The organism is Idiomarina fontislapidosi (genome assembly GCF_003226255.1).
In the GTDB taxonomy this organism is placed as follows: Bacteria; Pseudomonadota; Gammaproteobacteria; order Enterobacterales; family Alteromonadaceae; genus Idiomarina; species Idiomarina fontislapidosi.
In genome coordinates, this window is the sequence record NZ_QJST01000004.1 from 166,540 (window position 1) to 179,172 (window position 12,633).

General features: G+C 49.8%; 9 protein-coding genes. All 9 read right to left on the reverse strand.

Features of this window, described 5'->3' with window-relative positions; translation table 11 throughout:
- Window positions 1-3: 3 nt before the first annotated feature.
- From tldD to DFP83_RS06560, 9 genes are read right to left on the reverse strand one after another with little or no spacing between them, the layout of a single operon-like run.
- Window positions 4-1,440, reverse strand: coding sequence for a metalloprotease TldD (gene tldD / locus DFP83_RS06520; protein ID WP_110574203.1), 1,437 nt, complete (start codon window positions 1,438-1,440; stop codon window positions 4-6).
- The gene (locus DFP83_RS06525) at window positions 1,437-2,276 is read right to left on the reverse strand and encodes a carbon-nitrogen hydrolase family protein (RefSeq protein ID WP_110574204.1); all 840 of its coding nucleotides are present in this window, start codon (window positions 2,274-2,276) and stop codon (window positions 1,437-1,439) included. The genes tldD and DFP83_RS06525 overlap by 4 nt, the downstream gene beginning before the upstream one ends.
- On the reverse strand, window positions 2,239-6,111 hold the full coding sequence (locus DFP83_RS06530; RefSeq protein ID WP_110574205.1) for a YhdP family protein: 3,873 nt from the start codon (window positions 6,109-6,111) through the stop codon (window positions 2,239-2,241). Before DFP83_RS06530 ends, DFP83_RS06525 begins: the two co-directional genes overlap by 38 nt.
- Window positions 6,111-7,580 carry a ribonuclease G gene (gene rng, locus DFP83_RS06535; RefSeq protein WP_110574206.1) on the reverse strand — a complete coding sequence of 490 codons (1,470 nt, stop codon included), beginning with the start codon at window positions 7,578-7,580 and terminating at the stop codon, window positions 6,111-6,113. Before rng ends, DFP83_RS06530 begins: the two co-directional genes overlap by 1 nt.
- Before the next feature lie 4 nt (window positions 7,581-7,584).
- Window positions 7,585-8,169 carry a nucleoside triphosphate pyrophosphatase gene (locus DFP83_RS06540; protein ID WP_110574207.1) on the reverse strand — a complete coding sequence of 195 codons (585 nt, stop codon included), beginning with the start codon at window positions 8,167-8,169 and terminating at the stop codon, window positions 7,585-7,587.
- Window positions 8,169-8,648, reverse strand: a complete 480-nt coding sequence (gene mreD / locus DFP83_RS06545) for a rod shape-determining protein MreD (protein ID WP_110574208.1) — start codon at window positions 8,646-8,648, stop codon at window positions 8,169-8,171. Before mreD ends, DFP83_RS06540 begins: the two co-directional genes overlap by 1 nt.
- Window positions 8,649-8,650: 2 nt before the next feature.
- A complete protein-coding gene (mreC, locus tag DFP83_RS06550) occupies window positions 8,651-9,505 on the reverse strand; it encodes a rod shape-determining protein MreC (RefSeq protein WP_110574209.1) in 855 nt (284 codons plus the stop codon).
- 32 nt (window positions 9,506-9,537) lie between these two features.
- A complete protein-coding gene (locus DFP83_RS06555; RefSeq protein WP_006956882.1) occupies window positions 9,538-10,581 on the reverse strand; it encodes a rod shape-determining protein in 1,044 nt (347 codons plus the stop codon).
- Between the two features lie 50 nt (window positions 10,582-10,631).
- Window positions 10,632-12,521, reverse strand: a complete 1,890-nt coding sequence (locus tag DFP83_RS06560; protein WP_110574210.1) for a formylglycine-generating enzyme family protein — start codon at window positions 12,519-12,521, stop codon at window positions 10,632-10,634.
- Window positions 12,522-12,633: the final 112 nt, after the last annotated feature.

Genomic DNA, 12,633 nt, shown 5'->3' on the forward strand with positions numbered 1-12,633 from the left:
GCCTCAGTCTGTCCCACCGACTGTCATCGCATCCAGTTTAAGCGTTGGCTGTCCTACGCCAACCGGTACGCTCTGACCATCCTTACCGCACACGCCCACACCCTGATCAAGGGCTAAATCATTACCAACCATTGAGACTTTGCTCATGGCTTCTGGCCCATTTCCAATTAAGGTTGCGCCTTTTATTGGTTGCGTGATTTTGCCATCTTCAATGAGATAGGCCTCGGACGCCGAAAATACGAACTGACCTGAGGTAATATCCACCTGTCCACCGGCAAAGTGCGGCGCATAGATTCCCCGTTTTACCGAGGCGATAATCTCGTCGGGTTGATGTTCACCCGCCAACATGTATGTATTCGTCATACGCGGCATCGGCAAATGCGCATAGCTCTCACGGCGCCCATTACCTGTCACCCCATGACCCATCAAGCGCGCATTCATTTTATCTTGCATGTAGCCTTTAAGAATGCCGTTCTCAATCAATACGTTGCGACCGGCCGGGGTACCCTCGTCATCGATACTCAAAGAGCCACGACGGTCTGCTAACGTTCCGTCATCGACGATGGTACAAAGCTCTGACGCAACCTTCTCACCGATTTTGCCCGCATAAGCTGACGAGCCTTTTCGGTTAAAGTCGCCCTCAAGACCATGACCCACGGCTTCGTGCAACAATACACCCGGCCAACCGGCACCCAACACGACGGGCATAGTGCCTGCCGGTGCGGCGATTGCTTCAAGGTTTACCAAGGCCTGTCGTACCGCCTCTTCAGCAAAGCCCTGCCAGCGAGGTTTACCCTCTTCATCTTTAAAGAAATACTCATAGCTTACCCGTGCACCACCGCCTGCCGAGCCTCGCTCACGTCGCCCATCTTGCTCGACGATGACCGAGCAATTCAATCGGACTAGCGGGCGGTGGTCTTCGGCCAATGTGCCATCAGTTGCTGCGACCAGTACATCGTCATAGCTTCCAGACAAACTCACGACCACCTGAGATACGCGACTATCTTGTGCACGAGCGTGCGCATCGACCTGCTTTAACAAGGCGATTTTTTCGGCTTCTTCAAGTGACTGCAATGGGTTTTTTGCTGCATATTGTGCGGGAACCGATTGCTTACTCCAGGCTTTAACCTGCTTACTCTGACCTTGACGAACGATGCCGCGTGCTGCATTACAGGTTTGTGTTAGCGCATGTTGGGTAATTTCATCGGCGTAAGCGAAACCTGTTTTTTCACCTTGGATCGCGCGCACGCCCATACCGGTTTCGTTATGGTACGCACCGTCTTTAATAATGCCGTCTTCGAGAACCCACGACTCGTTGACACTGCCTTGAAAATAAATATCAGCAAAATCGATATCGCCGTTGTACAGCGTGCCGAGTGCACGTGCAAGATCCGACTCAGTTACAGGTAGTTCATTAATCCAACTCAATTTATCGCTCATACATCCTCATTTACATTAGCACTCACCGTCAGGCGAGTTTGCTCCGCGACGGGCATTTGTGCGCGAATATGCGCTAATTTTTCTTTATCAAAATAAGCACTGACAATGCCTTCGCCATCGGCTTGTTCGGCTACCACTTCACCCCACGGGTCAACGATCATTGAATGACCATAGGTTCGACGTCCGTTAGCAGCTTCACCATACTGGTTCGGTGCAAGCATATACACTTGCTGCTCGATCGCACGCGCGCGTACCAGGGGATGCCAGTGAGCAGCGCCGGTTACCTCGGTAAATGCCGAGGGCAACAAAATAATGTCCGCTCCCTTAGCGCGTAGCGCCTTAAATAACTCCGGGAAGCGTAAATCATAACACACCGCCATGCCGACCACAGCGAAGCCCAGATCGATAGTAACAATCGAGCCCCCCGGACGTGTCCACTTCGACTCTCGGTATTGGCGCGTGTTGTCGGGAACATCGACATCAAATAAGTGTATTTTATCGTAGCGTGCTAGACATTGACCATCAGGCCCATAGCACAAGCTCGCCGCTGCAAAACGCTCACCCGCCTGCAGTGGAATCGTGCCACCTACGAGATATACTTGGTGTTGTTTAGCGAGCTCTGATAAACGCTGTTGTACAGGCCCTTCGCCCATTGGCTCAGCCATTTCGAGTTGCGCTTTATCGCCCGCGCCAAAGCAGCTAAACGCTTCAGGTACAACGACCAGTTGCGGACGCTGTTCGGGTAACTGTTTAAGCAAACGCTCGAGTAGTGCTAGGTTTTCAGTGGGCGTTTTAAAACTACTGAGTTGAACTGCGCTGAGTAGAGGTTGCGTCACTGTTCGCCTCCTTATCTTTTTCCAGCTCTGGAATATCAACGGGACGGCTGTCGCGCTCGACTTCTTCGACAACAGGATTATCTATCGTACCAGTGACACGGTAGCGCAACAATGAAATGACTTTGGCGTCTTGTAATACTTTGTCAATTAGAAGCGCTGCAAGCCCACTAGGCGGGTTAACCATCCATGCCAATATTACCGGTAGGCTCGAGGTCACTTTCGGTGCGTATGTGAGTTCATAGTCCAACGACTGCGTTTCTAGATCCGTTGTGCCTCGGATTGCCATATCGCCCGCCGAACCAAATAGCTGGGTATCGTTTGTCGTCAGCACGCCTTGGGCAATTTGCACACTGCCATTGAGGTCGGTGTAGAACATCCCTTGCGAAAAGACATCACGAAAGTCTAACGTCAGTTTGCGCAGGATCCCATCTAAACTGAGCAAAGAAAATATACGTGCCCCACCATCACTGACCTCGGCTAAATAACCTTGGCCAAAGTCCCACTGCAAGGCGCCTGACAACGTATCAAAATCGACACGGTGGGGATGGTCATTCCAACGCACACCAAAGGCAATCGTGGCCGAACTGTCGCGGATCGCTGTTTCCATACCATACTCACGCAGCAGCTCACCAATATCACTGGTGGCGAGTTCGCCACTCAGTTGAGTAAAAGGTTGACCGTCACTAACCATCCAAAAGCCCGACGCATCGACCTGTTCGGTTTCGTTAGCCACTTTTAACTGATTCACCGCGATACCACCGTCAATTGGCACTAATTTAGCGCTAACACGACCCAAATGATGATTATCGAGTCGGCAAACGTTACAGGTAATATCGAGCGGCGGTACACGACTCACCCAGTCGTAATCTGTTTCTTTTATATCGCTTGTCGTCTCTTGCTGAAGGTTATCGGTATTCAGCTGTGCGAAATCAGCGCTGACTTTTATAGGCTCGGCAAGAAAGTCTTCAGGTAACTCGGCCCGCACCGACAGTTGGTCCGCTAACACGCGCGCCTGCCATACTTGCTGCTCTGGAAAAATATCGATATCCGCATTACTGAAACTTTGCTGTCCCCACGACAGTTGATCGGTTTTAATACGAATGGAGTCTGGTAAGTACCATGCGCTTAACGATTGGTCGCCTTCACTATCGTCGCGCCCCTCATCAGCAAAGGAGTCACTAATAAAGTACAACAAATCGTACCATTGCCCGATTGCCAGCTCAGGTAAATAGGCGCGAATATCAAATGTCGCTTGAGTATTCATCTCAGGCAACGCGTCCGGCTCGCCGATTGCGAGGCTGGCATACTGCCACTGTGGGACGCCCGGTTGCCATGCGCTGCGCCAACGTAAACGTTCACCTGAGCGGACATCCAAGGAAAGATCACTGCCGTTCCCTTTTAGGCTGACATCCAATTGCCAGTTTTCGCCGAACTCCTTGTTCAACGGCTGCGGCAAGCGTGATTCCAAACCAGTAAGGTCCAACTGAGCGTCAGCTGTGACTTTCACTTGCTCAGCAATATTGAGATCGATATCGACGATACCATTCACGGCGCCGTAGAAATAGCGTGACCAGCCTTGCTTCGGCAAGGCCTTGAACAACGGCTCTAACTGCCAATCTAACTCATTTTCTATGGTGAGCTGATACCCGTCATCTTGAGGTGTACCCACGACTTTGCTGGCGAACGGACGACCAAACCAGGCAAGCACTAAATCGTTAGTGGTGACCTGTTGATCATCGATAAGCAACTGGCCTGAGCGGACGTCAAACCATTGGTCAATGGCATCAATATATATGCGGTTATTCGATAAGTCCGCCTGTACATCAACGCCAACTTCACGCGAACCATCAAATGGGATATCTAAATTAAATGCACCACTGATGCGATTCTCTGGCATGACCTGATTGAACACTTCAGCCACCGACGTCAGCGGTGATTGCTGAAATACCGACCTCACCGACTGTGCCGGCCCCGCCACCTGTGACATCACCTGTAAACCACGCCCGGCGTCGAGTAAATCAGGTATCCGCGCCTCTACTTGCTCAATGGTGACGCCGTTAATCCGACCTTGCGTAGCAAACATCGACAGCCCGTGTTGATAAAAGTCTAATGTCAGCGGCAGCTCTTGGATAGCAGGCCAATTCGATTGAAATTTATAGGTCAGCGTGTCGAACTCCACACCCGCACTAAATACGCCCTGATCGAATGTACTGGGTAGCGTCAGCTCCTGGCCTCGCCAAGCTAAGGTCAAATGTTTCACTGTCCCGCCACTCAAGGCATTAGACAAGTAACGCTTTAAATCTTTACCCATCGCATCAGGTAAAGCGGCTCTCAGAGACTCGACAGCGAAGGGTTGCAGACTGGTCACAGCGAGCTCAAACGTCGGTTCAGCTGTCGTTTCTGAACGCCACACACCGCGGCCATTCAGTTGAATATCGTTCAACGATACATGGCTGTCGTGCCAACGCACCTGCACGCCGTTCTTGGCTGTCTTTATCTCGCCTTGTAGCTGAAGGTCCTGCATTTGCCAAGCACGCTGCTCCGACAGACGGTCACTGGTTACGGTCAACTGCGGTGCTTGTATCGTCCACAGCGCGTGATCGACATTGCCTTCTAGCGAAATAGCAAGTGGTGAAAAGGCGGGTATTTTGTCATCGCCCGAAGCACTGACATTCAATAACTCAGCCCGCCAATGCCATGGATAGGGTTCGCTGTCTTGCAGATATACATTGGCATCAGCACTGAGCGCGGCCGACTGTAACTGTTGATAGAGCGCTCCCTTGTCATTTAACAACTGTAGCACCGGTATCAGCTTGCTAATCGGCACACCTTCTACACTGGCACGCAAGGTATCCGCTACATTTTGCACCCGCATAGCGGGCCATTCGAGGGTATTGTTATCCACTTCGACGGTCATCGGCGCGCTATTCACCAACCAGCCTTGCCCTTGTCGCGTCATTTGCACTTCGCCCGATGGAATGTGCAGATCGACCACGCGGTTGTCGCGTTGCATGGTGAGACGGTTATCCAAAATGCGCATCAAGGCCTCAGAAATTTGTCCCTGATAGATATCCAACCACGCGGTAAAGTTCACGTTAGAATCCGTGATATCAACGCCAGGTATCTGCTTTTCAAGCCAAGGGCTGACATCGATACCCCGTGAGTCTAGGTAAAACTGACCGACCATGTCGCGCCAGCGTCGTCCCTCGAGCTGCAGAACAAAGTTGAGACGATTGGGAGTAAAGTTCTTCACTCTAAACTGACCCACACCTTGGTGACTTCTGCCTCGATTACTCCAGGTCAGGCGCTCAATGTCGAAGGTTCGTGCGTTACCTTTTAGACTCGTTACTTGCAACGTACTTTGCTGAAAAGAAAAGCTTTCGAGTTGGCTCAGAAATAGCTGCTCTACTTGGTCGAATTCGACACTGCGGTTACCGTCTTGCCCCATACGTCGTAAATCGAGCCGAATGTCGGCTTGTTCTAAAATAAACTGCTGCAATACCCATTGTCGCTCGGTTATCGATTCCCAAAAATCAATAACCACCCATAAACGATCAACATCAACGCTCAATGCGTCGGTCGCTTCATCACCGAGTTTAAAGTTTGACAACTCGATCGCGGGACCTTGTTGACGCCAAGACAGTGCCAACTGATTAATGTTCACCTGCTGGCCTAAGCTCGCACTAACTTGGCGCTCCAGCGGATTGGTGAGATCGGGGAAGTACGGTAGACCATAGCGTAAAAGACTCAACAGTACGGCAGCCATTACCAAAAGGATGGCCGATAACCAGATCAGCTTGTGGAAAGTCCAGCTTACCGCACGTTTTAGAGTCACTACATCATCACCACATCAAATTGCTCTTGGTTATAGAGCGGCTCGGTTTGTATTGTTATTTGACGCGAAACAAACAGCTCAAGTTCAGCCAGAGCATGAGATTCTTCGTTCAGCAGCGCTTCGCTGACAGGCGCCGAGGCATACACGACAAACTTATCAGCCTCATACGCCTTATGCACCCGCACGATCTCACGCATGATTTCGTAACACACTGTCTCGACAGTCTTCATTGAGCCGCGCCCACGACACACTGGGCACTCACCACACAACACATGTTCAAGACTTTCACGCGTGCGTTTACGCGTCATTTCGACTAAACCTAAGGTAGTAAAGCCATTGATCGATGTTTTTGCCCGATCTTTGTTCAAGGCTTGCTCAAGACTATGTAAAACACGGCGTTTATGCTCTTCATCTTGCATGTCGATAAAATCAATAATGATGATACCGCCCAAGTTACGCAAGCGCAGCTGTCGGGCGATCGCTTGGGTTGCCTCAATATTAGTATTAAATATTGTCTCTTCGAGGTTACGGTGACCCACAAATGCACCCGTATTGATATCGATGGTGGTCATTGCTTCGGTTTGGTCAATAATCAACGAGCCACCCGACTTAAGATCGACACGTCGATCGAGCGCCCGCTGTATCTCGTTCTCGATATCAAATAAATCAAAAATCGGTCGGTCGCCGCGGTAGTACTCTAAAACTTGCGTAAGCTCTGGAATAAAGTCTTTGGTAAACAGCTTAAGCTGATCTAGGGTTGTGCGCGAGTCCACACGAATACGTTCGATCGCCTCGCCGACAAAGTCCCGCAATACGCGACAACAGAGGTTCAAATCTTCGTACAAAATACCGATTCGACGTTGCGACTTCTTGCGCTTTTTAATTTGTGACCACAGCCGTGTTAAGAACTCCGCGTCACTGGTCAATGCGCTTTCATCAACGCCTTCACCCGCAGTACGCACAATAAATTTGCCTTCATCATGGCTCAGCGACTCTGCGATGGCACGCAGGCGCTCTCGTTCATTCCCATCATCAATACGTTGCGACACGCCGACGTGATTACTTTGTGGCATAAACACAAGATAGCGCGAAGGTAAGGTGATATCGGTTGTTAACCGGGCGCCCTTGGTCCCGAGTGGATCTTTAACCACCTGCACCATGATAGGCTGCCCTTGATGAACCAACTGCGTGATATTGAGTTGCGATTTCTCCTCGCGCTCGATGGTTTCACCGCCATCGAGGGTCGTCACGATATCTGATGCATGCAGAAACGCCGCTTTATCCAAGCCGATATCGACAAAAGCGGCTTGCATACCAGGCAACACACGAGACACTTTACCCATGTAGATATTGCCGACGAGACCACGTTTGACCTGCCGTTCAATATGCACTTCTTGTAAAATACCGTTTTCAACCAACACCACACGACTCTCGGTGGGCGTCACGTTCATCAATACTTCTACGCTCATGGTGTTATCCTAGTTTGGCTTCGACGGCTTGTAAAAGCTGGTCAGTTTCGTATAGCGGCAACCCTACTACTGCCGTATAACTCCCGCTTATACGTTTCACCCAACGCGCTGCTCCACCTTGTATCGCATAACCTGCGGCTTTATCTTGAGGTTCGCCAGTTTGCCAATAAGCAGACGCTGCGGTTTCACTGATTTCACCCATTGTGACTTCGGTGACAACTTCCTCAACCGATACGATGTCAGTCGTTACTCCATCATAATACATCACGCAAACCGCCGTGCGTACCTTGTGTTTACGCTGCGCTAAGGAGCGCAACATGGCAATGCCGTGCGGCTGATTACGTGGCTTTTCCATGACTTCACCATCACGGTCGATTAACGTATCAGAGCCAATGACAATACACGGCTGATCATGCAACTTAGCCGATGCAAGGGCTTTATCATACGCCAAGCGCTTGACATAATCGGACGCAGTTTCATTAATCGCCTGTTGCTCGGGAATATCACTGGCGAGACAGATAAACTCTGCGCGAATCTGGCTAAGTAGTTCACGTCGACGTGGTGAGCCCGAGGCAAGTACTAACTGCATTAGACGACTCCAAAACGTCTTCGGATTTTACGAAGTAACGGAAACAACCAAAACCAAAACAGCGCGGATGTGAGTGCGGGCCAGAAGTAGGTCGAGGTAAACTGCGCATCGTGAATAAACACGTTCGCTTGAAACACAATTAACCGTTTAATCAACACTAAAAATGCAATCAAGATGACTTGCTGGGGTAAGGAAAAGTTACGAATCCGCTGAAAGTGGCGCGCTGCAAAGTAGCTGACCACCACCATACCAAGTGCATGTACACCCAGTACTGAACCCAGCAATATATCGGTCAAAACCCCAAGCACGAGCGCGGTACCAATACTGACTCGATGTGGTAATGCAATGATCCAGTACAGTAACACCAGCGTTACCCAGTCGGGTCGGTACACGTCAATACTGGCGGGCATCGGCATAACCATCAGTACCAAAGCCACCAAGTATGTGAGTATCAATGGGAGTAAGCCGTGCTTAAACATGGTTACTTCTCGTCCTCAAAAATAGGCGCTTGCTCAGCGCTTTGCGGCCATAACAGTAATACGGTTCGCACCCTATCAAGGGCACTGATCGAATCGGCCGACACTTCAGCAAACGGCAGCGATTCATCACGGTTAATGCGTGTGATGCGTGCAACGGGGTAGCCTTCTGGATACACTCCGCCTAATCCAGAAGTCATCAACAAATCACCCTCGGCAAGCTCGGAACTGTGAGGGACAAACATCAACTGGAGCTTGCCTATCTCACCCGTACCTTGCGCAAGCACACGGATGTCATTGCGCTCTGCACGAAGGGCTATGCCGTGGCTTTGATCAGAAATCAGCAACACGCGCGCCGTATTACTGCCCACATCTTGGATTTGGCCCACGACGCCTTTACTGTCTATCACCGGTTGACCCTCGTAGACCCCGCTGAGCGTGCCCTTATTAATAACCAGCTGTTGACTGAATGGCTCGGAGGCTACGGCAACGACCTCGGCGACCATGCGGCGACTCGGTTGTCGCTGCTCTGAGCCTAACAAGGCGCGTAGTCGCTTGTTCTCATTGCTAATAAATTGTAACTGCTGCAGTTGTCCACGCAATTCTAGCATCTGCTTTTTCAACGCCTTATTTTCATCAGCGAGTTGCTCTTGGCTTTTAACGCTTTCAGAAAAATTACTGAGAATTTGCTCTGGCAGAATAGCGAGGTATTGAACAGGGGTTACCAACGAGTTAAGAAACATGCGCACGGGCTGCATGGCTTGTAATCGATGATCAACAAATATCAACAAAAACGAACAGGCTAGTGCGAGCACTAGCCTGGAAAGTAATGAGGGTCCGCGAGTAAATAAGGTTTTCATCTGTGCGCTAACTACACCTCACTCAATTCGAGTTACTCGTAACTAAATAAATCACCGCCGTGCATGGCGATCATTTCAAGTGCTTTACCGCCACCGCGTGCCACGCATGTCAGAGGGTCATCGGCGATAACAACAGGAATACCTGTTTCTTCCATTAACAGACGGTCAAGATCCTTCAGTAACGCACCACCGCCCGTTAATACCATACCGCGTTCAGAGATATCTGACGCCAATTCCGGTGGTGATTGCTCAAGTGCCACCATAACTGCACTGACAATACCCATCAATGGCTCTTGCAATGCTTCGAGAATTTCATTGCTATTCAACGTGAATGAGCGAGGTACACCCTCAGCAAGGTTACGCCCGCGAACTTCAATCTCTTTTAGCTCTTCACCCGGGAAGGCTGAACCTATCTCGTGTTTGATACGTTCAGCCGTTGCGTCACCTATCAATGCACCAAAGTTACGACGGACATAATTAATGATTGCTTCATCAAACTTATCGCCACCGATACGAACCGATGATGAATACACGACGCCATTTAATGAAATGATAGCGACTTCGGTTGTACCACCACCAATATCAACCACCATCGAGCCAGTCGCCTCTGATACAGGTAATCCGGCACCGATTGCCGCAGCCATCGGTTCATCAATTAAGTGTACTTCACGTGCACCTGCACCCAATGCGGATTCACGGATTGCACGACGCTCAACTTGCGTTGAGCCGCAAGGAACACATACTAAAACGCGCGGGCTCGGCTTAAAGTAGTGGCTGTCATGTACCTGTTTGATGAAAAACTGGAGCATTTTTTCGCACACGTAGAAGTCAGCGATCACGCCGTCCTTCATTGGGCGAATGGCTTTGATATTACCTGGCGTACGCCCTAACATTTGCTTCGCTGCTGCACCCACGGCTGCAATTGCTTTAGGTCCACCTGAGCGTTCCTGTCGAATAGCCACGACAGATGGCTCGTTGAGCACAATGCCCTCGTCCTTTACATAAATCAATGTATTGGCGGTACCCAAGTCAATGGATAAGTCATTTGAAAACAAGCCGCGAATTTTCTTAAACATGAAGCGGTAAATCCCTAAAAAAAGTGCTAAAAACTGCAATCAAGCGCAAGTTACTGCGCTCGTACTACCCGAAACCCAATATAATTAGAGCTAAAATTAGCAGGAAGTTCCATGCGCGTTGAAACGCGCGCCAAACTGGGTGCAAAGTTCCATGCTCCACCACGCACCACTTGACCCTCCTCGGTACGTGCCCACTCCCAAACATTACCCACAGTATCAAACAAGCCCCATGGGTTCCGCTCGAACTGAGCTACGGGTGCTGAGCGATCGTTTGACCATTCAGAACCACAGTGGCGACAGTTGGCATTATTAACACCGACATCATTGCCCCACCAAAAATCCGTTTCTGTGCCAGCGCGCGACGCATATTCCCACTGCTGCTCAGAGGGGATATCGTAATCGAAACCGCTTTTGTCTGACAACCAATCAGTATACGCCTTTACATCTTCATAACTAATACAAACAACAGGTGAGTTTTCAGTCTGTTGGAAACCTGGATTACGCCAATTTAACGTGCCATCCATTTTTGGCATGCCATTTACCAAATTTGCGCAATTACCATTTTTCTCAGCTTGCGTGACATAGGCCGTGTCATTTACGAAGTCACGAAACTTTCCCACGGTCACCTCGGTATCACTGATACCAAACGGGGCTTCAATAGTCACTGTTTGCACAGGGCGTTCATTTGGCAGCCCGTTACCCGTTAAATCGCCCATTTTATAGTTGCCAGATGGGACAACGACCAACTCAGGGCCGCGCACATCACGGAATAAGATATCTTGTACCTTTTCGCCGCGCGTAAACGAATAGTCTGACTTTTCGAGCTCTGCACGAATCGATTGCGCATCATTAAGACGAATCACATCGCTGTAAGAACTGTAACCGTATTTACGCACTTCAACACGGTGGTCGCCACGGGGAAGCATTATCTCGATAGGTGTTGAGCCATAACTTACACCGTCAATTAATACTTCGTCGTCATATACGTTTGAACGTAATGTCAACGGGTGCATCACCGCATCGTTACTTGCGCCCACGTTAGCGCTTGTTTGCGTTGCACTGCGTTGGTCAGCATTTTCTACGACACAATAACGTGCATCGACTTCAAGGAGCTGACAGGCTTGGCGACGAGGTAACTGACCGCGTAACTCGACGGCAATTTTAACGCCATAGTTACCTTGGCCGCTGAATCCATTACTGACTGTCTTTGAGCCTAAAATTTGTACATTTGGACTCACTTGCTCTAGATTGCTTCGCGCCTGCTCAGCCTCGCTGAGGTTACTTACGATTTGGTCAAGGTATTGCTTTGATGCTTTTTGCTTTGCCAACAACTTGCCGCGCGTTTCACACTGGCTCAGCGTTTCTTCACGGTCACAGACGATAGACTGACTTACTTCTAGCTCGCCAGTCTGATTAAATTCACGTTCTAAGCGTTCGACTCGCGCTACTTTGCGCTGATCTTTGAGCGATTCAATCTCGTTTAACAGCGCATGGCGACTTACGCGTCCCTCTTCAACTTCTTGTTGTTTTTCTTCAACCAGTTGAATCTGTGTACCAATATCTTTTTTGTTTTGCTGATGCGCCATCACGGCTTCTTTATAAGCTTGCTGCGCCCCCGCGATATCAATCGTCGGATCGTCTACCAGTTGTTGATAGCGGTTGTTCATTTCTTGCAGCGCGGTCTGACGTTGTTTCTCTAACGTCTGGTTGCGATCTCGCAAAGAAGCTAGCTTTTGCTCCAGTTGTTCAGCTTCGTCTTTTAGACGTTGCACCGTTTGCGTGTAGTTATCGTACTCATTTTGCAAACTCGTGATCTTGTCGGAGATCTGCTCCACCGTCATTGATTGTTGCTGCTCTTGCAGAGCAGCAACAATCAATGACGGTGGAGCGATTGTCAAAGTCGAGGCCATCACTAGGGCCAATTGAGCCAGTCGCATCATGTTCCCATTCCAAGCTTGAAAATAATAAAGCGGTAGAGGCCTTGCAGCCTTACCAGCGCTCTTTATTTGAATATTTATTGGTAAACGTCGTTAACGTCGCGCATGTATAACA

Excerpts from the sequence above, each read along its gene's own strand:
- tldD (WP_110574203.1), bottom strand. The coding sequence starts at position 1,440 with ATGAGCGATAAATTGAGTTGGATTAATGAACTACCTGTAACTGAGTCG.
- rng (WP_110574206.1), bottom strand. The coding sequence starts at position 7,580 with ATGAGCGTAGAAGTATTGATGAACGTGACGCCCACCGAGAGTCGTGTG.
- DFP83_RS06560 (WP_110574210.1), bottom strand. The coding sequence starts at position 12,521 with ATGATGCGACTGGCTCAATTGGCCCTAGTGATGGCCTCGACTTTGACA.
- DFP83_RS06555 (WP_006956882.1), bottom strand. The coding sequence starts at position 10,581 with ATGTTTAAGAAAATTCGCGGCTTGTTTTCAAATGACTTATCCATTGAC.
- mreC (WP_110574209.1), bottom strand. The coding sequence starts at position 9,505 with ATGAAAACCTTATTTACTCGCGGACCCTCATTACTTTCCAGGCTAGTG.
- DFP83_RS06540 (WP_110574207.1), bottom strand. The coding sequence starts at position 8,169 with ATGCAGTTAGTACTTGCCTCGGGCTCACCACGTCGACGTGAACTACTT.
- mreD (WP_110574208.1), bottom strand. The coding sequence starts at position 8,648 with ATGTTTAAGCACGGCTTACTCCCATTGATACTCACATACTTGGTGGCT.